The 22,062-nt window shown below is 59.0% G+C and carries 23 protein-coding genes; 14 read left to right on the forward strand and 9 right to left on the reverse strand.

Translation table 11 applies throughout. The annotated features are described in order from the left end of the window. Positions 1-227, reverse strand: a 227-nt coding sequence (locus RWM61_RS16720) for a transposase (RefSeq protein ID WP_314002913.1), incomplete at its 3' end; no start/stop codon positions are given. 529 nt (positions 228-756) lie between these two features. Here RWM61_RS16720 and RWM61_RS16725 point away from each other — a divergent pair. Both RWM61_RS16725 and RWM61_RS16730 read left to right on the forward strand, forming a co-directional pair. Beyond that, positions 757-1,260, forward strand: coding sequence for a DUF948 domain-containing protein (locus tag RWM61_RS16725; protein WP_314002870.1), 504 nt, complete (start codon positions 757-759; stop codon positions 1,258-1,260). Positions 1,261-1,263: 3 nt separating this feature from the next. Next, positions 1,264-1,617 carry a YtxH domain-containing protein gene (locus tag RWM61_RS16730; RefSeq protein ID WP_314002872.1) on the forward strand — a complete coding sequence of 118 codons (354 nt, stop codon included), beginning with the start codon at positions 1,264-1,266 and terminating at the stop codon, positions 1,615-1,617. An 84-nt stretch (positions 1,618-1,701) separates the two neighbouring features. Here RWM61_RS16730 and RWM61_RS16735 read toward each other — a convergent pair whose 3' ends face one another. Continuing rightward, positions 1,702-2,559 (reverse strand): AraC family transcriptional regulator, encoded by an 858-nt coding sequence (locus tag RWM61_RS16735; protein ID WP_314002874.1) that lies wholly within the window; start codon positions 2,557-2,559, stop codon positions 1,702-1,704. 147 nt (positions 2,560-2,706) lie between these two features. On the opposite strand from RWM61_RS16735, the gene RWM61_RS16740 reads away from it, so the two are divergent. The 6 genes from RWM61_RS16740 to RWM61_RS16765 all read left to right on the forward strand — a co-directional run bounded on the left by RWM61_RS16740 (position 2,707) and on the right by RWM61_RS16765 (position 7,101). Beyond that, the gene (locus tag RWM61_RS16740; RefSeq protein ID WP_314002876.1) at positions 2,707-4,005 is read left to right on the forward strand and encodes an alpha-glucosidase/alpha-galactosidase; all 1,299 of its coding nucleotides are present in this window, start codon (positions 2,707-2,709) and stop codon (positions 4,003-4,005) included. Between the two features lie 152 nt (positions 4,006-4,157). Further along, a complete protein-coding gene (gene racE, locus RWM61_RS16745; protein ID WP_314002878.1) occupies positions 4,158-4,967 on the forward strand; it encodes a glutamate racemase in 810 nt (269 codons plus the stop codon). 134 nt (positions 4,968-5,101) lie between these two features. Next, positions 5,102-6,175 carry a M14 family metallopeptidase gene (locus RWM61_RS16750; RefSeq protein WP_314002880.1) on the forward strand — a complete coding sequence of 358 codons (1,074 nt, stop codon included), beginning with the start codon at positions 5,102-5,104 and terminating at the stop codon, positions 6,173-6,175. A gap of 51 nt (positions 6,176-6,226) precedes the next feature. Beyond that, positions 6,227-6,457, forward strand: coding sequence for a hypothetical protein (locus RWM61_RS16755; RefSeq protein WP_314002882.1), 231 nt, complete (start codon positions 6,227-6,229; stop codon positions 6,455-6,457). A 106-nt stretch (positions 6,458-6,563) separates the two neighbouring features. Further along, positions 6,564-6,866, forward strand: a complete 303-nt coding sequence (locus RWM61_RS16760) for an iron-sulfur cluster assembly accessory protein (RefSeq protein WP_314002884.1) — start codon at positions 6,564-6,566, stop codon at positions 6,864-6,866. A gap of 4 nt (positions 6,867-6,870) precedes the next feature. Next, a complete protein-coding gene (locus RWM61_RS16765) occupies positions 6,871-7,101 on the forward strand; it encodes a DUF1450 domain-containing protein (protein WP_314002886.1) in 231 nt (76 codons plus the stop codon). Between the two features lie 71 nt (positions 7,102-7,172). Here RWM61_RS16765 and RWM61_RS16770 read toward each other — a convergent pair whose 3' ends face one another. Together RWM61_RS16770 and RWM61_RS16775 are read right to left on the reverse strand one after the other, a co-directional pair. Continuing rightward, positions 7,173-9,146 (reverse strand): LTA synthase family protein, encoded by a 1,974-nt coding sequence (locus RWM61_RS16770; RefSeq protein WP_314002887.1) that lies wholly within the window; start codon positions 9,144-9,146, stop codon positions 7,173-7,175. A gap of 88 nt (positions 9,147-9,234) precedes the next feature. Continuing rightward, entirely contained in the window at positions 9,235-10,398 is a 1,164-nt protein-coding gene (locus tag RWM61_RS16775) for a class I SAM-dependent RNA methyltransferase (RefSeq protein WP_314002889.1), read from the reverse strand. 116 nt (positions 10,399-10,514) lie between these two features. On the opposite strand from RWM61_RS16775, the gene RWM61_RS16780 reads away from it, so the two are divergent. Beyond that, positions 10,515-11,147, forward strand: coding sequence for an O-methyltransferase (locus RWM61_RS16780; RefSeq protein ID WP_314002891.1), 633 nt, complete (start codon positions 10,515-10,517; stop codon positions 11,145-11,147). A 376-nt stretch (positions 11,148-11,523) separates the two neighbouring features. On the opposite strand, the gene RWM61_RS16785 is transcribed toward RWM61_RS16780, so the two are convergent. The 4 genes from RWM61_RS16785 to RWM61_RS16800 form a co-directional block, all read right to left on the reverse strand. Continuing rightward, positions 11,524-12,741: an MFS transporter gene (locus tag RWM61_RS16785; RefSeq protein WP_314002893.1), complete on the reverse strand. Its 1,218-nt coding sequence runs from the start codon at positions 12,739-12,741 to the stop codon at positions 11,524-11,526. A 138-nt stretch (positions 12,742-12,879) separates the two neighbouring features. After that, positions 12,880-13,614 (reverse strand): twin-arginine translocase subunit TatC, encoded by a 735-nt coding sequence (gene tatC / locus RWM61_RS16790; protein WP_314002895.1) that lies wholly within the window; start codon positions 13,612-13,614, stop codon positions 12,880-12,882. 1 nt (position 13,615) lies between these two features. After that, entirely contained in the window at positions 13,616-13,834 is a 219-nt protein-coding gene (gene tatA, locus RWM61_RS16795; RefSeq protein ID WP_314002897.1) for a twin-arginine translocase TatA/TatE family subunit, read from the reverse strand. 52 nt (positions 13,835-13,886) lie between these two features. After that, entirely contained in the window at positions 13,887-15,548 is a 1,662-nt protein-coding gene (locus tag RWM61_RS16800) for an alkaline phosphatase PhoX (RefSeq protein ID WP_314002899.1), read from the reverse strand. A 231-nt stretch (positions 15,549-15,779) separates the two neighbouring features. Between RWM61_RS16800 and hemE the strand changes: the two genes are divergently transcribed. The 4 genes from hemE to RWM61_RS16820 all read left to right on the forward strand — a co-directional run bounded on the left by hemE (position 15,780) and on the right by RWM61_RS16820 (position 20,260). After that, on the forward strand, positions 15,780-16,856 hold the full coding sequence (hemE, locus tag RWM61_RS16805; RefSeq protein ID WP_314002901.1) for a uroporphyrinogen decarboxylase: 1,077 nt from the start codon (positions 15,780-15,782) through the stop codon (positions 16,854-16,856). After that, positions 16,849-17,784 carry a ferrochelatase gene (gene hemH / locus RWM61_RS16810; protein WP_314002903.1) on the forward strand — a complete coding sequence of 312 codons (936 nt, stop codon included), beginning with the start codon at positions 16,849-16,851 and terminating at the stop codon, positions 17,782-17,784. The genes hemE and hemH overlap by 8 nt, the downstream gene beginning before the upstream one ends. A gap of 4 nt (positions 17,785-17,788) precedes the next feature. Next, positions 17,789-19,267, forward strand: a complete 1,479-nt coding sequence (hemG, locus tag RWM61_RS16815) for a protoporphyrinogen oxidase (RefSeq protein ID WP_314002905.1) — start codon at positions 17,789-17,791, stop codon at positions 19,265-19,267. A 189-nt stretch (positions 19,268-19,456) separates the two neighbouring features. Then, on the forward strand, positions 19,457-20,260 hold the full coding sequence (locus RWM61_RS16820; protein WP_314002907.1) for a glycerophosphodiester phosphodiesterase family protein: 804 nt from the start codon (positions 19,457-19,459) through the stop codon (positions 20,258-20,260). A gap of 14 nt (positions 20,261-20,274) precedes the next feature. On the opposite strand, the gene RWM61_RS16825 is transcribed toward RWM61_RS16820, so the two are convergent. Further along, positions 20,275-21,426 carry an HD domain-containing phosphohydrolase gene (locus tag RWM61_RS16825; RefSeq protein WP_314002909.1) on the reverse strand — a complete coding sequence of 384 codons (1,152 nt, stop codon included), beginning with the start codon at positions 21,424-21,426 and terminating at the stop codon, positions 20,275-20,277. Positions 21,427-21,600: 174 nt separating this feature from the next. Here RWM61_RS16825 and RWM61_RS16830 point away from each other — a divergent pair. Next, positions 21,601-22,062: DUF92 domain-containing protein (locus RWM61_RS16830; RefSeq protein WP_314002911.1), on the forward strand; the 462-nt coding region annotated here is incomplete at its 3' end.

Below are 22,062 nucleotides of genomic sequence, written 5' to 3' on the forward strand. Positions count from 1 at the left end.
CGAAGCGGCGTGCGGCTGCCCTCCATCACCGTGCCGACGAGCAGGGAGGTCTGATAGCCGCATCCGCTGCATTCGTAAAGCAGTCGCCTGCAGCGGAGCGCATAAGCCTGCGTGTGGCTGCAGCGCGGGCAAACGAAGCCGGCAGGCCATTTGGCTGAAAATAACGCGGCTGTGCATGCACTCTCCGAAGCAAACCGGTCGCAAAAAGACTCGTAATCCCCCGACATCGCCGCTGTTTCCAACCGCCATCCCTCCCTAAAATACGAACAAATGTTCCGATAAAGTCATTATAGCAAACATACGTTCCTTTTACAATGCGAACATGGGAAATTATACAAAGTTGTAGTGAAATCAGATGTCATCATCCGTGTTTTGGCAATGATGCGGCAGAGGCTGCTTCCTGTTTGACTGGGATAATCCATACTTGACGGATCGTGTTGCGTCTGTGCGTATCGGCTACGATTGGTCGGGATCGGTTCTTCCTGTTTGGAGGGGATAATGCTCAGAGGAAGATGAAAGGACGGAGGGTCCCCCCAAACAGACGTTATACGCCATGCCGCGCCGGCGACTTGAAGCCAGCGTCCTGAATAGACGGGATAATGCTCATAAGGAGCGCGAAACGCGAGCAGCCTGCGAGACCCGCGAAAACTTTTTGCCCGACCTCCCCCGTCCATCGGTGTCAAAACCACGGCCGGCCGACTATACTGTCAATACGAATTGGGCATTCGTCTAGAACGGCCGAAGGGAGGGGCGGAGATGGCGGTTTGGGGTGCGGCGGCTGTGTGGCTCGCGCTGGCGGCGATCGGCGTGCTGGTGTTCGGCGTGCTGCGGTTCATCTGGGCGGCCCGCAGCTTGCTGGCTAGGGTTGGGCAAACGGTGGATCGGTTGGACAATGAGACGCTTGCATTGATCCGTGAGCTTCGGGCGCTGACGGCGCAGGCTTCCGACATGAACGCGGTCGTATTCGGCCAACTGAAGCGGGTCGAGAAGCTGGTTTCGGCTTCGGAGCAGCTCGGCGAGGCGGTTGAACGGAGCGCGAAGAGCGTTCGTTTTGTGGCGCGGGCCGTCGACGATCTGGCCGGGCGCAACCTGCAGCGGGCAACAGGCGCCGGCAAGCAGAAATTCGGAGAAGCGCTCACGTGGGCGGAGCTCGGTTGGACCGCTTGGAAATGGTGGGAGACGAAGCGCACCGAAGCAGCCGCTGTGCCGGTTCGGCCGAAAAGGGACGAAGAGCGCGATAAGTTTGAGAGGAGCGAGTGAACGATGGCGACGAAGCAGGATGTAAAAACGTTTGTGATCGGAACGGCGGCCGGCGCGGCGATCGGAGCGTTGACGGCGCTGCTGTTTGCGCCCAAAGCGGGCAAGGAACTTCGCAAAGACATTGCCGAAGGGGCGCAGCAGGCGTGCGATAAGACCGTCAAGCTTGCCGGCCAGGTCGGCGAGACGACGGGCAAAATGGCGAAGCAGGTCGGCAGCCAAACGGCGGAGCTGGCCGGCAAGGCAAAGGAGGCGGCCGGCGGAGTGATCGGAACGGTCGCTTCATGGAGAGCGAAAGACGACGGCGGGGAGCAAGCGGCAATCGAACCGGCGGAAATCGACACGGAAAAAGCGGGATGATCCCAAAGCCGGGGAGCGAATGGCGGAACTTTCGCTTCCCGGCTTTTTGCATGGCATAGCGGGGCAAACGGCGGCGTCCATGCGTTATCCGCTGCGCAGCGACTTGCGGAAGGCGGAAGGCGATTTGCCGCTCCATTTATGGAATTGCTTCGAGAAATACAGCGGATCGCTATAGCCGACCGACGAGGCGACCTGCTCGATCGGCATCGCCGTCGCGAGCAGCGCTTCGGCGCGCTCCATTCGCACCTTCAGCAAATACTGTTTCGGCGAATAGCCGGTCGACTGCTTGAACATGGCCGAGAAATGGGTGCGATGGTAGCCGTATGTTTGCGACAGCTGCCCGATCGAAACGGACTGCGCGTAATGGGTGGACAGCAAACGGACGGCGAGCGCAATCCGGCGTTCGATGTCCGAGGAGAACGCGTCGGCCGCAGACAGCGCGTGCCGGTTCGCGATGCCGAATTCGGCCAGCAGCAACCGCAAATATCCCGCCGATTCCAGGCTTGTAATATGAGAGGCGTTATCCGCCTGCAGCAGCCGTGAACGCAGCCGCCGGTAGAGGGCGGGAATTTTGCGGCTGCCCCCGCGAATGACGGGCGCTTCCGTCGTGACGCCGATTCCGCGGACATGCGAGGCGGCGCCGCTGCCGATGAAAGCGACCCAGACGTAGCTCCATGGGTCCCGGGCGTCGGCCTCGTAAAAGAACGGCTCGCCCGGCAAGATGACGAACGTGTCCCCGGCCATGCATTCGTACCGTTTTCCCTTGACTTCGTAAACGCCGGATCCGGACAGCACGGTATGAATCAAATAATAGTCGTGGACGCCGGGGCCGTTGCGGTGTCCTCCGACGGGCTTTCCCTCCCCGCAAAAAATAACGGTCAATTCCGCCGGAGCCGGCGACGGATTGACGCCGAGCTCGTACAAGGTATGCTCAAGAATCATGACCGTCCACCGTCCGTTCCCAGATTTGCTTGTTAAGCATTGTAATCGATCTCCCTACAAATGTCCATATCAAACCGTTATTTTGCCATTCGCTTGAGGCCGTCTTTGACTTACTGTAGATATAGAAAAATCAAGGAGGCCAATGACATGTCCAAAATTACGTTTATCGGAGCCGGCAGCACGGTATTCGCCAAAAATGTGCTGGGCGACTGCATGCTGACGCCTGCGCTGCAAGGCTTCGAAATCGCGTTGTTCGATATCGACCGCGAGCGGCTGGCGGATTCGGAGCGCATGCTGCTCAATCTGAAGGCGACGTCCGGCTCCACTTGCGAGGTGCGGGCCTATACCGACCGCAAAGACGCCCTCCGCGGCGCCAAATACGTCGTAAATGCGATCCAGGTCGGCGGCTACGATCCATGTACGATCACCGACTTCGAGATTCCCAAAAAATACGGCCTGCGCCAGACGATCGCGGATACGGTGGGGATCGGCGGCATTTTCCGCAACCTGCGTACGATCCCGGTCATGCTCGGCTTTGCCGAAGACATGCGGGAGGTGTGCCCGGATGCGCTTTTCATGAATTATACGAATCCGATGGCGGTGCTGACGAACGTCATGAATACGTACGGCGGCGTTCGCGCGGTCGGGTTATGCCACAGCGTGCAGGTGTGCGTGTCGGAGCTGTTCAAGAGCCTCGATATGGACATGACGGGCGTTCAGTCGAAAATTGCGGGCATCAACCATATGGCCTGGCTGCTCGAGGTGAACAAGGACGGCGTCGATCTGTATCCGGAAATCAAACGCCGCGCGGCCGAGAAGCAAAAGGAAAAGCACCATGACATGGTGCGCTTCGAAATGATGCTCAAATTCGGGTACTACATAACCGAATCGTCCGAGCACAATGCGGAATATCATCCTTATTTCATCAAACGGAACTATCCGGAGCTGATCGAACGGTTCAACATTCCGCTTGACGAATATCCGCGCCGCTGTATCGACCAGATCGAACGGTGGAAAAAGATGCGCGGCGAGCTGGTGGACAATCGCGATTTGTCCCATGAGCGCACGCACGAATATGCTTCATATATCATGGAAGCGATCGAGACGAATGTACCGTTCAAAATCGGCGGCAACGTCATGAATACCGGTCTCATCACAAACCTGCCTAAGGAAGCGTGCGTCGAGGTGCCATGCCTGGTCGACCGCAGCGGCGTGAATCCTACCTATGTCGGTAACCTGCCGCCGCAGTGCGCTGCGCTTAACCGGACGAACATCAACACGCAGCTGCTCACGATCGAGGCGGCGATGACCGGCAAAAAAGAACACATCTACCATGCGGCGATGCTCGACCCTCATACGGCCGCCGAGCTTTCCATGGATGATATTATCGCCATGTGCGACGAGCTGATCGAAGCGCACGGCGAATGGCTGCCCTCGTTCCGTTAAGGAACGAGGTTTTTTTGATTTAAGACATGCCGCCGATCGGACAGGCGTGGAAAATTGTGGTACGATAGGTTTGCAGGTACATTTTACAGCTGTCCTTCATATTGTATGTTGTTACATCTTACGTTACTTTCAACGAGGAAAGCGGTGTATACGTGCAACAGCCGATCGCCATATTGGATTCAGGAGTGGGCGGCCTGACGGTCGTCAAGGAAGTCATGCGCCAGCTTCCGCGCGAGAAAATCATTTATTTCGGCGATACGGCACGCACCCCTTACGGTCCGCGGCCGGCGGAGGAAGTCATTCGGTTCACGAGGGAGATTGTCGATTATTTAATTCAATTCCGCCCGAAAATGATCGTGATCGCCTGCAATACGGCCACGGCTTTCGCGCTGGAGGATATCCGTTCGCGGGTGACGGTGCCGGTAATCGGCGTTATCCATCCCGGCGCCCGCGCGGCGATCAACCGCACCCAATCGGGATTCGTCGGGGTCATCGGCACGGAGGGGACCATTAACAGCGGCGCTTACCAGGATGCTCTGAAGCAGTTGAAGCCGCAAATCGAGGTGATCAGCCGCGCATGCCCGAAATTCGTGCCGCTGGTCGAGCAAGGCAACTTTCGTTCGGAGGAAACATACAAAACGGTCGCCGAATCGCTTCAGTCTTTGTGCTCGACGCCCATCGACACGCTCATTCTCGGCTGCACGCATTATCCGTTTTTGGCGGATGCCATTGCGGAGGCTATGGGCCGGCATATCAGCCTGATCAGCTCGGCCGAGGAGACCGCCCGGGACATCAGCACGGTTCTGCAGGTGAAAGGCCGGCTGGCGCTGGGCGAGGTCATGCCGGTGCACCACTTTTGCTGCAGCGGCGATCCGGCCCTGTTCCAGACCATCGCCCGGCAATGGTTGAACGAAGAAATCGAATGGACGCCGATCGTCTGGCAGGTGCCGAATATCGGATGACGACTCTCCTTACGGAAAGCCGCAACGCGCAGCCGCCCAAGCTGCCGCTGCGGCTTTTCCCGGTCGGCGCACATATCATAGCGCCCGGGCCGGCGGAATACATATAGGGAAAGCGCTTTTCGGGGAGGAAGGCAATGGTTCGTTATATCAGCCGTCCGGGCGATACGGTGCTGCGAATTGCCGACAGGTTCGGAATGGAGGCGGAGGAGCTGTATGCGGCCAATCCGCACGTATCCCGTTCCCGTCATCTTGTCCCGGGCTCGGCGCTGCTTATCCCCCGGCCGGTGCGGCCGGTCTGCTTCGGCGCGCAGAAGCGCATCGTTCGCGGCAGCGCAGAGTACGGCCCCCGACAGCTGGCGGCCGATATCCATCGTCTGCAAGCTTGTTATCCTTTTCTGCAAGCCGGCATTATCGGCCGGAGCGTGATGGGGAAACCGATCGCCGCGCTGGCAATCGGGGAAGGGAAGCGCAGCCTGCATGTCAACGGGTCGTTTCACGCCAACGAGTGGATCACGTCACTGGTGCTGATGACGTTTCTGGAGGATTATTGCCGCGCTGTCGGCGCGGGCATTCCGATAAGAGGGTACGATTCTCGCAAGCTGCTGGAGCGAACGCAGCTGTGGCTTGTCCCGATGGTCAATCCCGACGGGGTCGAGCTTGCGCAGGAAGGCGTGATGTCCGGTCATCCGTTCGGCCGCGATCTCATCCGCTGGAACCGGTATTCGGACCGTTTTTTTCGCTGGAAGGCGAATGTGCGGGGGGTGGATTTGAACGACCAATTTCCGGCGCATTGGGAGGAGGAATGCGCAAGGCGGGGCAAGGAAGGACCCGGGCCGCGCGATTATCCCGGACCGGCGCCGCTGGCCGAGCCGGAAGCCGCCGCGATGGCTGCGTTTACGGACAGGAAAGCGTTCGATATGGTTATTGCGCTTCATACGCAAGGCCAGGAGATCTATTGGAATTACCGCGACTGCGAGCCTGACGGCGCCGGAGAGCTGGCCGAGCGGCTGGGCCGAGCGAGCGGGTACCGTCCGGTCAAGCTGCACGGGAGCGACGCCGGGTACAAGGATTGGTTCATCCAACGTTTTCGCAAGCCGGGTTTTACCGTCGAATGCGGAATCGGCGTCAATCCGCTGCCGCTTGCCCAAGCCGACGACATCTACGACGACGTGGCGCCGCTTTTGCTGGAGGCGATGCGCAGCGTGTGAATCGTCCGGACCGGATATGCTATAATGGCGCCATAGGAGGGATGCCGTGTGATGCGGAAGCTATGGTCCTTGCGTCATTGGAAGCACGTCTTCGTCCGGATCTACCGGCTGCTCGCATCGCCGGGAGTTCGGCTCGCGGACAAGCTGTTATACCTTGTGCCGGTCGCGATCTATTGGGTGATGCCGGATGTGCTGCCGTTCCTGCCGGTGGACGATATTGCCGTCACGATGCTCGCGGCGGAATGGTACACGCGCTATATGGAGCGCAAGTATCCGCAATAAAGATGTTGAACTTCCGAAACCGATTCATTACAATAAGATAGATTTGACAATGCGACGCGGTCACGGGGTATTCATTTGTGGCGCTGGGAAGGAGCTGGCATACGATATGAAATGCAAAATTTCGCGCAATGCGGCCAAAATATTGCTCGAAGAGCTGAACAAGCCCGAGAATGAAGGCAAAAAGCTGCGCGTCTACGTTACGCACGCGCACGGCGACCATGCCCATTACGGCATGGGCATCGACGATGCGAAGGAGGAGGACGAAATCGTGTCCACCGACAAAGGCATCGACGTTCTTTTGAAGAAGGGCGACCCGTTCCTGGACGGCGTCCGTATCGACTATTTTTACGTTCCGGAGGAAGGCTTCGTCATCACGAATCCGTCCCAAGGCAACCACGGCGATCATTGACGGTATGGCGAACGATATCCGGATTTGCGACAAATGCAAACACATGCGCGTGAAAACGACGCTGCCCAAGCTGCGGAAGCTGGCGCCGGACGTCGAAATCAAGGTCGCCTGCAAGTCATACTGCGGCCCCTGCTCACGTTATGCGTTCATCTTCATCAACGGGCGGTACGTCACGGCGCCGACCGAGGACGAGGTTATCGAAAAAGCGAAAAAATATATCAAGACCCAGGATTGAACACAAACGGATCGAACAATAACAAGGCTGCCTGCCGTCATTCGCCGACGGACAAGCAGCCTTGTTTTTCGTCACTTTTTCCTCGATGCAAGGAGATCGTATTCGACCAGGTCCGACGAGGCTTCGAGCTCCTCCGCGGCGGAGGCCTTGCCGGCTGAACACGCCGTGTCGTCAAGCGCGGCGCCGGTTTTGGCATCGAAGCAGCCGCTGCCGCCGTCGGCTGCGGCGGAAGACAGATAATACACGCTGCCGTCCGTAAACGTGCCGTTGCGGAATACGACGATTTTGCCCTGAAGCGGCTTTTCTGTCAGCAGGGGCGTACCGATCATGGCCAGCTTGCCGCTGTCGATGCCAAGCAAATGCAGAATCGTCGGCGTGATATCGAGCTGTCCGCCGACATCGCTGCGAATTGTTCCGCCAAGCGCCCCGTCCGGCAGGCGGACGATTAACGGCACCTGCTTCAGGATTTGCTGCCGGGCGACGGCATTGAGTTCCTGTCCCAGAAACTTCTCGAACGGCGCCCAATCGCGAATCGAATTGTCGTGATCGCCGTAAAAAACGAAAATCGTTTCGTCCCATAGACCCTCGGCTTTCAACCTTGCGATGAATTCTCCGAGCGCGGCGTCTGCATAGTTGACGGATTGAAGGTAGTCGCCGAACATCGAGCCTTGGAATTCGCCGACGTCCAGCTTTTCCATGCTTGCGGGAAGCTTGTACGGGTGATGGCTGGACAGCGTGATCAGGAACGAGTAGAAGGGCCGCTTCTGAGCGGCGATCCGATCCGCCGATTGGCGGAAAAAAGACTTGTCGCCGAGCGCCCAGCCGACAGGCTCGTCCAGCTTGAAATTCTTTTTGTTATAATAGGCGTCGTACTGCATTTTGGCATACATCGTATTGCGGTTCCAGAACCCGCCTTCGTAAGCGTGGAAGACCGTCGTGCCATACCCCTCGGCTTTCAGCGCGCCGGGCAGGCAATCGAACGTGTGGTCCGCGTACTTGATGAAGACGGAGCCGCTCGGCAGCGGCTGCTGGGAGCAATGGGCCGCAAAATCCGCATCCGACGTGCGTCCCTGCGAGGTCTGATGATAGAAGCGGCTGAAATAGACGCTCTCTTTCAGCAGTCGGTTCAGATTGGGCGTAATCTCGACGCCGCCGATCGAACGGCCGATGACGAAGTTTTGGAACGCTTCAGCCTGCACCATGATGACGTTTTTGCCTTTGTACGCGCCGAACCGCTCGTCCTCTTTTGCAAGCGAAGCGCGCAGCCGGCCGCGTGTCTCGAACCAATCCGTTACCGATTGTTCCTCGGTCACCGCGAGCACCTTCTCTTCGGCCGACGCTTTTACCGAGCGGTAGATATCGTAGCCGTGAAAACCGTACAAGCCGGTTACATTATAGACCGACACGTTCCACCAATTGTTGGTGAAAAGCCCTTTCGCCCATGTTTTGTCGGCTACGTTCACCGGTACGAACACGAGCGTCAGGCCCGCGGCAAACACGAGCAGGCTGAACGAGATGCGCAGGGCGGCCGTTCGCGCGCGTTTGGGAGCCCGGAACGTCAGCTCTTTTGGCCGGCGTCCGGAGAAAAAGGCATAAACCGCCAGCGGAATGACAAAGAGCCAATCGACAAAATAGGCAAGATCGCGCCACGACAAAAGGGCTGCGATGCTCCCGCCCAAGGATCCGACTTGTCCGGCTTGCAGCAGCACCGGCACCGAGATGATGTCCTGGAAATACCGGAAGTAAACCAGGTCGGCATAGAGCACGGCGGTCAGAATCAGGTTCAGCGCGGCCAGGACGATGAACCGCCAGCGGTAAGACAGCCATACGGTCCAGAAGGAGACTAAACCCAGGGTGCCGATCGCGATAAAAACATCATCCGGCGTCAGCTCCATGTTGCGAACGTTGATCATGACGTTGAAAAGGGAAAGCTTGTGGGTCATCAGCACGAAAAAAAGAACCACATCCGCGCCCCGAGCCCGTTCCAGCGTGCGGAACGAGCCTTGAAGGCCGCGGCGGGCTGCCGATCTTAAGGCGAAAAGCATAATCGTTCGGTTCCTCTCTCTGTACAATTGTGTTGGAAAAGGCCTCTCTCCATTATGGGCTTCTGCGGCATAGGCTTATTCGGCCGTTTCAAAACTTCTCAGGCGCTTTCCTTTTGGACGGAAGCGGCGGGAGCGGGCCGAGGTACTGGTAGAACTGGCATTCGATTCTGCCGTTAAACAGCTTGCGTTTTTTGTCGGCGGGGCGGCCGAAGTAGTGCTCGAACGATTTGGCCGGACTTAGCGCGAAAAAAGACCAGCTTGGCAGCAGGGAAGCCGTGAAGCCAAGCTCGCGGACCGTTCGCTCCGCCTCCCGCGAATCGCCCAGCCGCTCGCCGTACGGCGGATTCGTGATCAGGCAGCCGTATTCGCTTTGCGGCTTCGTCTTGGCGACGGGCAATGCCTTGAAGCTGATTTCCTTGCCGAAGCCGGCTTTCTTGGCCGATGCCTCCGCCACCTCGACCGCCTTCGGATCGATATCGGAGCCGGCGATTTCGAGCGGCATGTCGTCCCGCACGGCGTCGAATGCCTCTTCACGGGCGTTATCCCACGCCTCGCTGCCGATGACCGGCCAAGCGTCGCTGTTGAAGCTGCGCCGCATGCCGGGAGCAATATTCCAACCGATCATCGCGGCCTCCACCGGAATCGTCCCGGAGCCGCAGAACGGATCGTACAGCGGGCGGTGCGGGCCCCAGCGGCTGAGCAGGATCATGGCGGCAGCCATCGTCTCTTTCAAAGGCGCTTCGGTGATCAGCTTGCGATAGCCGCGCTTGTGAAGGCCGGGTCCCGTCGTATCCAGCGTCAGCAGAGCCCGGTCGTTCAGCAGCGACACTTCGATCACGTAGCGGGGACCGTCCTCGGGAAACCATTCGGTCCCGTATTTTTGCTTCATTTTTTCAACGACTGCTTTCTTGACGATGCCTTGACAGGCGGGAACGCTCGACAGCTGCGATTTGTGCGACCGGCCTTCGACCGGAAATTCGCCGTCGCCCGGAATCCAGTCGGGCCAGTCAAGCGCCTTGGTTCCTTCGAAAAGCTCGTCGAACGTTCGGGCCTCGAATTCGCCCATGTTGACGAGAACCCGATCCGCTGTGCGCAGCCACAGGTTGGCGCGGCATATATCCGCCGGCGTTCCCTCGAACTTCACGCGGCCGTTCTCGACGGCAGTCCGTTCGTAACCGAGCTCCTTCAACTCGCGCGCAACGACGGCTTCAAGCCCCATCGGGGCTGTGGCGATCAATTCAATCTTACTCATAGCATGTCTTCGCTCCGCTTCCGGTTAGAAGGTGGCCGCGGTTGTTTCCGAAGCCCCGAAAAGATACAATCTAGTATAGGATAATTCAGGACAAAATGAAACCGAGGGGGAGACGGATGTTAAGCTCCGAAAAATATGTGGACCGGTTGTTTGCGCCTGACGCCGATCTCGCGCGAGCGGAAGAAGGCATTCGCGCTGCGGGTATGCCGGACATTTCGATCGCTTCCGGCTTCGGTCGATTGCTGACGCTGCTGGTGAGGATGTCAGGGGCCAGAGAAATACTGGAGATCGGAGCGCTCGGCGGCTACAGCGGCATATGTCTGGCCCGCGGTTTGGGAGACTCCGGGCGCCTGACCTCGCTTGAGTTGCGGCAGGATTACGCGGACGTCGCATACGCGCATATGTCCGCCGCCGGACTGGCGAACCGCGTGACTTACCGGGTCGGCGACGCCCGCGACAGCTTGGCGGAACTCGCGAGCGAGGGCAAGCGTTTCGATTTTTTCTTCATCGACGCGGACAAGGAAGGATACCCGGATTATTTGGAATGGGCGCTGACGCTGGCGAATCCGGGCGCGGTTATTACCGCCGACAATACGCTTTTGCACGGTCGAGTTTGCGATCCCTCCAAAGAAGGACCCTCCGTCACGGCGATGCGCTCGTTCAACGAGCGGCTTATGTCCGATCCGCGTTTGGACGGCACGATCCTTCCCGCATACGACGGCCTTGCCGTCGCTATGGTTAAAGGTTGAGGCAATCGTTGGCGTTGATGACGGTTCGCAGAGAAGCCGGCAGGGGAATAACGCCCGCCGGCTTTCGTGCGTTTGAACGAACAGCAGTCCCTTTTTCGACTTATCGGCACTATTTCATCGGGACAGAATAGCGTGTTTTTTTGCCTTATGGGCATTATCCCTTTGGGACAGGAGAGCGTGATTGTTCGCCTTATGGGCATTATCCCGATTGCACAGGAAACCCGGCGGATCGTGCGGACGGTGGTCTCCTGCATGAAGGGGATAGTGCCGAGAGGCGGATGGAGGATGCGACATCGCCTGACCGGACGGGATAGTGCCGAGAGGGGGGGCGGAGGAGCGTCGCCTGAGCGAAGGGGATAGTGCCGAGAGGCGCTTTTTAGCCGCGCTGCTCTTTTCGGCGGACGGCCGGACGGATGACGACCGTTCTGACCCAGACCGCATTCAAGAAAAATAAAGCGGCAGCCACGAGGAAGACTCCTTCGATGCCGATTACGCCCGACGCGGCCCCGCCGACGATCGGACCCAACACGTTGCCGAGACTAAGCGTGCTGCTGTTGAAGCTGTAGGCCCGGCTCTCCATGCCGTCGGGCGTATGCTTGCGGATCAGCGCGTTGACGCTCGGAATCAGGCCGCCGAGGAAAATGCCGAGCAGAAACCGTACGGCGAGCAACTGCCATACCTCGCTGACGAACGCTTGCGGAATGAACATCAGGCCCGCGCCTACAAGCGATACGCCCAGCACCAGCTCGGCGCCCTTCCGGTCGCTCAGCCTTCCGAGCAGGGGAGAGGCGATCATGTTCGACAGTCCCGTAACCGAGCCGACGAAGCCGGCCCAGAAGGCCAGATTTTCGGTCGTGCCGTGCAGTTGCTGTACGTACAGCGGCATGAGCGGCATCGGACTCATCATGGCGAATTGAATCAGCAGCGAGACGGCGAACAAGGCGGTCAGCTGCGGGATATGGCTGATTTCCTTAAAGCCGGCCCACACCGATATTTGCGGAACGGAAGCCGCTTTCGACCGGTCGAAGTTTTCCTTGACGAGAACCATGGCGAGCAGCGAAGCGAGAAACAGGAGCGTTCCCGTAATGTAAAAAATCGGCCGGAAGCCTACCCAGTCGGCCAGCAGCCCGCCCATTAACGGCCCCATAATCGTTCCCGCGATCGCACCCGATTGGACCAGGCCCATGGCAAACCCGATACGCTCCTTCGGCGTCGTGGCCGATACGAGGGAGACCGCGGCGGGATTGAAGCCCGATATCGTGCCGTTAAGCATGCGCAGCGCCAGCAGCTGCCAAGGCGCTTGGGCGAATCCCATCAGCACCATGACGACGGCCATGCCGAAGCCGGAGCGGAGCAGCATGATTTTGCGGCCGTGCCGGTCGGCTAATTTTCCCCAGAGCGGCTGGAACAGAAACGACGTTACGAAATTCCCGGCAAAAATGACGCCCGCCCAAGTCGCGATTTCAGTCTCGTCCGTCAGGCCGAAATCTTGCTGCAGATAGAGCGGCAGAAAGGGGATGATCATCGTCATCCCGGCCAAAACGAGAAATTGCCCCAGCCACAGCACGGCCAGATTGATTTTCCATTGCGCCATCGATTCCGGCCTCCTTGTGCGGCAAACTCCCATGCGATAAACCGTCCGTCTTAGTATAGCACAGTCGAACAGCCAGTCCGAAATGCGGCAGTAAAAGAAGAGAGCAGCCGGTCGGCTGCTCTCTTGAGATGGATGGAATCAAAGCGGGGCTTCGTCTTGCAATCTCAACCGTTTGCGATATACGGCCTTCGATATCCCGATGCTGATCTCGTACAGCAGAAACAGCGGCACGATGACGACGATGTCGGACAGGATGTCCGGCGGGGTAATCGTGACTGCGACGATAACGAGAATGAAGTAGGACATTTTGCGGGCTTTGGCCAGCCGGTGAGGATTGAGTATGCCGAGACGGGTCAAAAACATGACGACAGCGGGCATCTCGAACAGCAAGCCGAATGGAACCGTCATATGGATCATGAAAGAGAAGTACCGCTGGGCGGTGTACATCGCCGTGAAATCGCCCGCCGCCGTGCTCATCATAAATTGAAGCACCATCGGGTACAGGATGAAATAACCGAAGGCAATACCGGTCAGGAACAGGGCGGCCATGCCCGGTATGAACAGCAGCGTCGCCCGCTGCGTCTCTCGGTTCATGGCGGGCTGAACGAATTTCCAGACCTGATAGGCCGCCACCGGAATGGTGACGGTCACGGCCACAACGCCGGCGATCATGAAATACACCCAGACGACGTCGGTCGGCCCGAGAATGACCAGCTTTTGATCGAGATCCCGAACGAGCCAGCCGTAAATCTGCCGCACGTACAGGAAGGCTGCAATCATCGACACGACAAAAGTGATAAGCGTCCGGATCAGACGGAAGCGAAGCTCCTCCAGGTGACCGACCAGATTCAAGTCGTTCACATCTTTTGTCATGTTACTTGTTCACAGCCGCCGGTGTTTCCGGTGCGGCAGGAGTCTTTTTCGCCTCGTCGTCCGATTCGCCGTTCACAAGTCCGCGCGTGGCGCCCTTGAATTCGCTAAGCGTGCGTCCGAATGCGCGTCCGAGCTCGGGAAGCTTGGACGGCCCGAAAACGATCAGTGCGATGATGAGAATAAGAATAAGTCCGCCGATGCCGATATTGCCGAAAGGCATGGTCGTCACACTCCTTAATTTTGGTTAGCCGGTTGTTTGGATCCGGTTGTGATTAGCCCAGCTTGAAGCCGCTGATGGCGACTACGGCTGCGCGGGCTTTCGTATCGCCTGCCCGGTGCGGCCAACGGCTCGTCGGGTTGTTCAAATCCGTCGTTTCTTCGCCGGGATGCTGGACGGAGAGGAACAGCGTCTGCTCGTCCGGCGTGAAGAACGGTCCCGTCATTTCGCTTTCGACCGGGCCGGATGCGAATTGATAGGCGACGCCTTTGTCGCGGCCGGAGGTCGGGATGACGAACAGGCCGTTGTTCATGAACGCCTTGTGCACGCCTTTGTTCTGGCTGCCGCTCGAAATGTCGGTTACGACCCACAGGTTGCCGTTCGAGTCAAACGCCAGATTGTCCGGCGAGCTGAAGCCCGATTGTCTGCCGCCTGCCGCAAAAATTTCAAAGTCGAATTCCAGCGAGCCCAGGTCGTTGCCGGATTCGAAGATACGCGTAATGTGTCCGTGAATGTTGCCGTGCAGGTCGTTGTTTGTGTGGCTGATGAAAACCGTATTGTCGAACGGCGAAATTTCGATATCTTCCGGACGGTCAGTCGGCGTGCCGCCTACCAGCAGAGCGGCCTCCGCGCAATTGACCACCACATCCGCCTGCGTCTTGTATTTGTTAAGCAGATCCTGGCGCTTCGCGGACACGCCGGCCGGCGCCTTGAATTTCTCGTTGCCGAGCACTTTCAGCACTTCTTCGATCGTGACGGGCACCCATTTGCCGGATTTCAGGTTGGCCACGTACAGCGTGCCGGATTCCAGCAACGCCGAGTTGGCGCGTCCTTTGGATTTGTCGAACTTGCCTTTGCTGACGAACTTGTAGACGCAAGCGTCTTTTTTGTCATCGCCCATGTACACGACGACGCGGCCGTCCGCGGTCAGGCCCATAGCGGTGTTTTCATGGCTGAACCGTCCGAGCGCCGTATGCTTTTTCAAATACGATTTGTCGAAAGGATCGATCTCGACGACCCAGCCGTAATGGGTAACGTTGAGGCCGGACGCTTCCGCGGTTTCCGTGAAGTTCTCCTCGCAGGAAAGCGCCGTGTTCCACAGCGTTACGCCGCCGGAGCAGTTTGCGAAAGTGCCTTGCACCGTCGTTGCGTTGCCCACAGCCGCCGTCCCTCGTGCCGGCCCGGTCAACTCGAGCTTGGTGAACCCGGTAATACGGCGCGCGTGCTTGGAGTTCGTGTCCATTTTCCACGTGCCGTTCTCGTCGCGGTATACTTCGATAACGGACATGCCTTGGTAATACAGGTTTTTTTGTACTTGATCGGCCGTCATTTTGCCGTCCTTAATGGGACCGACGCTGAAAATGGTCGTATATTCATGATTATTGATCAGAAGTCCGCGCGTGTTGGAGCCGTCAATCGGGAAAAAGGCGTTGTAGTCGGAGCCGTCGCCGAATTTGTCGCCGTCCTTGTTGATGACGTCGTCCATGGCGGCGATGACATCGTACTTGAAGCCTTTGGGCAGGATCAGTTTGTCTTCCTTGGAAGGCGCGATCGGCTCGAAATATCCGCTTACCTTATTCGTTTTGAAGCCGAAAAGGTGGTCTGCGGTCGTCGATGCGGCCGACGCCTTGCCGTCGAGTACGCCCAAGCCGGCCGATGCCGCTGCCAGTGCGGCAGCCCCGGTGCCCAGATAAGACAAAAATGTTTTACGGTCCATGTTCTTGTTCTCCAACTCGCACATCTCCCTTATGAATGATAGGATAGACTCAACGTAAACAAGCATAGATGTGAAACGTAATCGGCACGTTAATAACGAATGAAGGTTTTGTAAAGGCCAATTTGTCATAGGTTTGTCAATGAAAGTCGAAGCGCGGCGGTTGTTAGCGCTCTTCAAAAAGGGCATAATGGAATGGAAACGAAGGGAAATAGAGAGAAATGGGGAGCGCGAATGAGCTATAACGACCGGTTCATCCGGGCATGCCGCAAAGAAAGCGTCGACCGCGTGCCCGTTTGGTATATGCGCCAGGCGGGACGGTATGATCCGGAGTACCGTAAAATAAAAGAACGTTATTCGCTGCTTGAAATATGCCGGCAGCCGGAGCTGGCGGCGGAAGTGACGCTCATGCCGGTCCGCAAGCTGGGCGTGGACGCGGCTATTTTGTATTCCGATATTATGAATCCGGTCGCATCGATCGGCATCGATTTCGATATTGTCGCGAACGTCGGGCCGGTGATCGCCAATCCTGTCCGCAGCAAAGCGGACGTGGAGCGGCTGAAGCCGATCGACGTCGAGGGCGATTTGTCCCACGTGCTGGAGACGATCCGGATGCTGGACCGCGCGCTTGATGTGCCGTTGATTACGTTCGCCGGCGCCCCGTTCACGATCGCCAGCTATCTGATCGAAGGGCGTCCTTCCCGCAATTATTTGCGGACGAAGGAACTGATGTACGGCGCGCCCGACGTGTGGCATCTCTTGATGGACAAGCTGGGCGACATGGTCATTGCCTACCTGCGCGCCCATATGGCCGCCGGCGGCAAAGCGTTCCAGCTGTTCGACAGTTGGGTCGGCGCGCTCGCTCCGGACGATTTCAATCGTTTTGTACTGCCGACGATCGAGCGGATTTTCGCGGAGCTGTCCGATTTGCCGCAGCCGAAAATCTATTTTCCCGGCGTCGGCTCGGGCGAATTGCTCCCCGCGCTGGGCAGGCTGCAAGCGGACGTTATCGGGCTCGATTGGCGCGTGCCGATCGCGGAAGGCCGCAGGCGGCTCGGAGGCCGCTTCGCCGTGCAGGGCAATCTCGACCCGGTCGTGCTAACGGCGCCGGACGAGGTGATTGAAGAGCATGCCCGCCGCATCATCGATCAGGGACTGGAGCAGCCAGGCTACATTTTCAATTTGGGACACGGCCTGTTCCCCGAAGCTTCGCTTGAGAAGCTTCAGCGGTTGACCGCATACATTCACAGCTACTCCTCAGACGCAATCGTCGGAAGCGGCGCGGCGAAGGAGGCGGCGGGACTTGGCTGAACGAAAGATCGGCGTGCTCGTCATGTCCTACGGAACGCCGGAGAGCATGGCCGACATCGAGGCCTATTATACGCATATCAGGCGGGGACACGCGCCGACGCCCGAGCAGCTGACCGATCTCGTCGGCCGCTATGAAGCGATCGTCGGAGGGGTGTTCCCGCTGCGCGAGAACACGAACCGCCAGGTTCAAAGGCTGCAGGAGACGCTCGACCGGCTGGAGCCGGGCGTTTTCCGCTGCTACCAGGGCTTGAAGCATGCCAAACCGTTCATCGAAGACGGTGTCGACGCGATGGCTGCGGACGGCATTGCCGAGGCGGTCGGCATCGTGCTGGCGCCGCATTATTCCGTCATGAGCGTCGGAGGCTATATCAAGCGCGCGAAGGAGAAGGCCGAGCAGCCGGGCATCCGCATGACGTTCGTGGAGGACTATCATCTTCATCCGAAGCTGATTGCAACATTGGCGGACAGGGTGATCGCGGGCCTGCGAAAGTTCGGCGGCGATGCGGCGCCCGCCGCCGTGAAGGTATTGTTCAGCGCGCACAGCCTTCCGGAGAAGATTCTGGAGATGGGCGACCCGTATGTCAGCCAGCTGCTGGCAACGTCCGGCGCGGTGGCCGAAGCGGCGGGCACGGACAACTGGCAGTTCACGTGGCAGAGCGCGGGGCGGACGCGGGAGCCTTGGCTGGGACCCGATATTCTCGAAACGCTGCGCGAGCTCGGCGCGCAAGGCGTCAAGCATGTGCTGTCCGCGCCGATCGGCTTCGTGTCGGATCATTTGGAAGTGCTGTACGATCTGGATATCGAAGCCAAGGCGTTTGCGGCGGAGCTCGGGATCAGGCTGGAGCGGATTGACATGCTGAACACCGACCCGTTCTATATGGAAACGCTGGCCGAATCGGTCATGGCGGCGTTGAACGAAAGAGGTTGACGACATGCGGAGACAAGAACGCGCCGTCCGGGCGGCAGTAATCGGCGGAGGAATAAGCGGACTGAGCTCCGCTTTTTATTTGCGCCGCTTCGCCGCCGAGCGGGGGCTGCAAGCGGAGATTACGATCATCGAGCCGGCGCCCGCGCTGGGCGGTAAAATCAGCACGCTCCGCAAGGAGGGCTTCGTCATCGAGAAGGGTCCGGATTCTTTTCTGGCCCGGAAGCTGCCGATTATCGACCTGGCGGACGAGCTGGGCCTGGCGGACGAGCTCGTGCCGATCAATCCGTCCGGCAAGCGCGCATATATCCTGCACAGAGGCAAGCTGCACCCGATGCCGGAGGGGCTTGTGCTCGGCATTCCGACGGAAATCGCGCCGTTTGCGGCGACCGGGCTGCTGTCGGCCGGCGGCAAGCTGCGGGCTGCGCTCGATTTCGTGCTGCCGGCCCGCAAAGGGTCGGAGGACGAGTCGATCGGCGCGTTTCTCGAGCGCCGTCTCGGTCCGCAGGTGGTCGAGCGGGTGGCGGAGCCGCTGCTTGCGGGTATTTATGCAGGCGAGCTCGACAAGCTGAGCCTGCGGGCGACGTTCCCGCAGTTCCGCGAGGCCGAGCGCAAATACGGCAGCCTTATTCGCGGGATGCGGCGCAGCAGGCAAGCGTCGCCCTCCCAGGCGGGGAAGGCAGGAACGGCGGGGCGGTACAAGAGCGCTATTTTTTTGACGTTCCGGAACGGCCTGTCCGCGATGGTCGAGGCGCTTGACCGCGAGCTTGCTTCGGCCGAGCGGCGGATGGGCGTGAAGGCGGTGGGGCTTCGTGCCGCCGCCGACCGGGCATCCGCGGACGCTGACGGTGAAGGTCGAGCGCGTTACGCGGTCGAGCTCGACAACGGCGGGACGGTCCATGCGGACACCGTCATCGTTACGGCGCCGGCTTTCGATGCCGCACCCTTGCTGTCTCCGCATCTGGACGTGTCGATGCTGGAAAGCGTGCGCTACGTATCCGTGGCGAACGTCGTGCTTGCCTTTGATAAGGCGGCCTTCGGCCTGGAGTTCGAGGGCTCCGGCTTTCTCGTGCCGCGCACGGAAGGGCGGCAAATAACGGCCTGCACCTGGACGTCCACGAAATGGCTGCATACCAGCCCGCCGGACAAGGTGCTGCTGCGCTGTTATGTCGGCAGGGCCGGCGATGAAGACGCGGTCGAGCTGCCCGACGATCAGTTGTCGGCGATCGTGCTGAACGATATCCGCGACATTCTGGGCATCAAGACTGAGCCGCTGTTTACGGAAGTCACACGGCTGAGGCGTTCGATGCCCCAATACCCGGTAGGGCATGTGGAGCGGAGCCGGGCGTTCAAGTCGCGGCTGGCCGAAGCGCTTCCGGGCGTTTGGGCGGCCGGCGCGGCGTTCGACGGCATCGGGCTGCCCGACTGCATCCGTCAGGGCAAGGAAACGGCGCTTGCCGCGGTCGCCGAGCTGCTGAGCCGGTAACGCGATGCGGGGCTGTCCTTAACTTAGTGCACCGAGAATCCTCTTGAGGAACGGCCCTTTTTCTGTCCTCTCAGTCATACTCTCCGGATTGGCGATCATAACTTCCCTATATGAGCGGCCGCTTCGGCTGAAGAGAACGGGTTCAATCGGCCTGTCTTTTCCTGTTATAATGGGTGGAGGGTTCGGCAAATGACGAAACGGACGGGAGGAAACGGTTTGAAAAACAGTTGCGTGGCGCACCGCGGAGCGTCCGGCCTCGCACCGGAAAACACGATGGCCGCGATACGGAAGGCGATGTCGTTCCCGTTCGTCGAATGGATTGAGCTGGACGTCCAGCTGTCGCGGGACGGCATCCCCGTCGTCATCCATGACGACACGCTGCAGCGGACGGCCAAAAGGAAAGGCAGAGTGGCGGATTACGACGCCGAACAGCTGACCGCGACGGATGTCGGCGGATGGTTCTCGCCGGCGTTCGCCGGTGAAACAATTCCGCTGCTTGAAACGGTTATCGAAGAAACCAAGGGACGGTGCCGGCTGAATATCGAACTGAAGACATACGGCGGCCGTTATCCCGGAATGGAAAAGGCGGTCGTCGACCTGCTGCGCAAGCATGGAATCGAACGCGAGGCGGTGATCACCTCATTCGATCCGACGGCGCTCCGCAAGGTGCGCGAGCTGTCTGCCGATGTGAAAATCGGCCTGATCATCGACGGGGCGCCGCCGTTCCTGGTTCAGGAGCTGAAAACGCTGGACGCGGCGTTTCTGTCGATCGGCCATGCCTACCTGAACCGGCAGCGTACGGCCCTGTTCAGCGAAGCGGGGCTGCAGGTCATGGCATGGACGGTGAACGACCCCCAACGCATGCGCCGTCTGGCCGCCATCAGTCCGGACATTATGATCTGCACCAATTATCCGGATCGATACGCCGCCGCGCTGGGCAAGCAGCCTCGACCGGGATGGTTGAAGCGGTTGTTCGGTAGAAGCGCAACATAAACAACCGAGCGGGATTACTCCGGCATATCGTCTTTGTACCGGTCGCGAACCTCGATGATTTTCGGCAGCTGCTCCATGAACACGTCGATCAGCTGCGGGTCGAAATGGCGGCCCCGCTCTTCATGGAAAAGGTTGACGATGCGGTCGAGCTCCCAAGCCTTTTTGTACACCCGGTCGCTGCCGAGGGCGTCGAATACGTCGGCCACCGCGGTAATCCGGCCGTAGAGGTGGATTTCCTCGCCTTTCAGCTTCTGCGGATAGCCGGTGCCGTCCCATTTCTCATGATGCTCGTGCGCGATGGAAGCGGCGGAGCGGAGCAAGTCGCGGCTCGAGCCTTTCAGCAGATTGTAGGCGATCGTCGTGTGCGTCTTCATGATGTCGTATTCCTCGTCGGTCAGTTTGCCCGGCTTCTTCAGAACGGCGTCCGGAATGGCCACCTTGCCGATATCGTGCATCGGGGAAGCCATCTTGATTTTCTCCGCTTCCTCCTGGCCCAAACCGAGACCGAGCGCGAGAATGTAGGAATACTCGGCCACCCGTTTCACGTGATTGCCCGTTTCCTTGGAGCGGCTCTCGCCGATTTCGCCCATCGTGAAAATGATTTCCCGCTGCGTCGCCACGATCTCCTCATGCAGCATGACCGATTCCAGCGATTTGCCGGCATAGGAGGCGGCGAGCGCCAAATAATCGAGATCCCGCTGCGTGAACACCGCTTCGGGGGTCATTTTATTGATCGCCTGATAGGCGCCGATCATGCTTCCGTCGTTGCCGACGAACGGCACGGTGATGATCGATTTGGTCTTGTACCCGGTAAGCTTGTCATTCGTCGGGTTGTGACGGGGATCGGCATAGGCGTCCTCAATCAGCAGCGGCTTTCCGATTTCGATCGAATGACCGACGAAGCCGGAGCCCATCGGCACGCGGATTTCGTTCACCCCGTGCGCGACGGTGGTGAACAGCTCATTGGTTTTGTGGTCGATCAGCCACACGGTGCAGCGGTCCGAAACAATCATCTCGCGGCCCATGTTCGCCATCAGGACGAGCACGTTCTGCAGGCTGCTCTCGTTGCCGATTTTTGCGGTATAATCGAAAATGATGCGAAGCATCTGCTCCGGCGTATGCTCTTCCTTCAGAGCCGGCTGCAGCTCAAAATCATAATCCGCCAATGGTAACAACACTCCTAACCGAACGAACTGAATGTCGAATAGCTCAATATTATTCGAGGATTAACCGTTTATTCGACGAATAAACGGTTAATCCTGCCGGTTCAGGACAATTTGGCCAAAATTTTACGCCGCGGCGCGCGATTGAGCGTCGCAGGACGGGAAAGGGGAGCCGGGATGATAGCCGATTGGAGTTTGGAAGAGATCGCCTTGCGATTGGCGTTCGGCTTGTTCGGAAGCGGGCTTGTCGCATGGCTCGCTTACCGCAAATGCTCGTTGTCGGCTTCCGGGGCGTGGTCGGCGGTGCCGATGGGAACGGCATTCGTCACGCTGGGCGGGCCGTTCTGGTTCGGGACGCTGCTGGCTTTTTTCATCTCTTCGTCGTTCTGGTCGAAATGGAAGAAGCGCCATCGCGCCAAAGCCGAGGCCGAGGCGCACTATGTCAAAAGCGGCAGGCGGGACACGGGCCAGGTGTGGGCGAACGGCGGCCTCGGCCTTGCCTTGTGCGCCGCTTACGCGTTATGGCCCGTCCCTGCCCTGCAGCTCGCGTTCGTCGGCGTTATGGCCTCCGTCAATGCCGACACTTGGGCGACCGAGATCGGCGCCCTGAGCCGCACCGCTCCGCGCGCCGTGCTCACC

This window comes from uncultured Paenibacillus sp. (genome assembly GCF_963515335.1).
Taxonomy (GTDB): Bacteria; Bacillota; Bacilli; order Paenibacillales; family Paenibacillaceae; genus Paenibacillus_I.

Excerpts from the sequence above, each read along its gene's own strand:
- RWM61_RS16785 (WP_314002893.1), bottom strand. The coding sequence starts at position 12,741 with ATGGCGCAATGGAAAATCAATCTGGCCGTGCTGTGGCTGGGGCAATTT.
- RWM61_RS16765 (WP_314002886.1), top strand. The coding sequence starts at position 6,871 with ATGGCGAACGATATCCGGATTTGCGACAAATGCAAACACATGCGCGTG.
- tatA (WP_314002897.1), bottom strand. The coding sequence starts at position 13,834 with ATGCCTTTCGGCAATATCGGCATCGGCGGACTTATTCTTATTCTCATC.
- RWM61_RS16730 (WP_314002872.1), top strand. The coding sequence starts at position 1,264 with ATGGCGACGAAGCAGGATGTAAAAACGTTTGTGATCGGAACGGCGGCC.
- hemE (WP_314002901.1), top strand. The coding sequence starts at position 15,780 with ATGAGCTATAACGACCGGTTCATCCGGGCATGCCGCAAAGAAAGCGTC.
- tatC (WP_314002895.1), bottom strand. The coding sequence starts at position 13,614 with ATGACAAAAGATGTGAACGACTTGAATCTGGTCGGTCACCTGGAGGAG.
- RWM61_RS16770 (WP_314002887.1), bottom strand. The coding sequence starts at position 9,146 with ATGCTTTTCGCCTTAAGATCGGCAGCCCGCCGCGGCCTTCAAGGCTCG.
- RWM61_RS16780 (WP_314002891.1), top strand. The coding sequence starts at position 10,515 with ATGTTAAGCTCCGAAAAATATGTGGACCGGTTGTTTGCGCCTGACGCC.
- RWM61_RS16820 (WP_314002907.1), top strand. The coding sequence starts at position 19,457 with ATGACGAAACGGACGGGAGGAAACGGTTTGAAAAACAGTTGCGTGGCG.
- RWM61_RS16740 (WP_314002876.1), top strand. The coding sequence starts at position 2,707 with ATGTCCAAAATTACGTTTATCGGAGCCGGCAGCACGGTATTCGCCAAA.
- RWM61_RS16775 (WP_314002889.1), bottom strand. The coding sequence starts at position 10,398 with ATGAGTAAGATTGAATTGATCGCCACAGCCCCGATGGGGCTTGAAGCC.
- RWM61_RS16735 (WP_314002874.1), bottom strand. The coding sequence starts at position 2,559 with ATGATTCTTGAGCATACCTTGTACGAGCTCGGCGTCAATCCGTCGCCG.
- RWM61_RS16800 (WP_314002899.1), bottom strand. The coding sequence starts at position 15,548 with ATGGACCGTAAAACATTTTTGTCTTATCTGGGCACCGGGGCTGCCGCA.
- hemG (WP_314002905.1), top strand. The coding sequence starts at position 17,789 with ATGCGGAGACAAGAACGCGCCGTCCGGGCGGCAGTAATCGGCGGAGGA.
- RWM61_RS16760 (WP_314002884.1), top strand. The coding sequence starts at position 6,564 with ATGAAATGCAAAATTTCGCGCAATGCGGCCAAAATATTGCTCGAAGAG.
- RWM61_RS16755 (WP_314002882.1), top strand. The coding sequence starts at position 6,227 with ATGCGGAAGCTATGGTCCTTGCGTCATTGGAAGCACGTCTTCGTCCGG.
- RWM61_RS16750 (WP_314002880.1), top strand. The coding sequence starts at position 5,102 with ATGGTTCGTTATATCAGCCGTCCGGGCGATACGGTGCTGCGAATTGCC.
- RWM61_RS16725 (WP_314002870.1), top strand. The coding sequence starts at position 757 with ATGGCGGTTTGGGGTGCGGCGGCTGTGTGGCTCGCGCTGGCGGCGATC.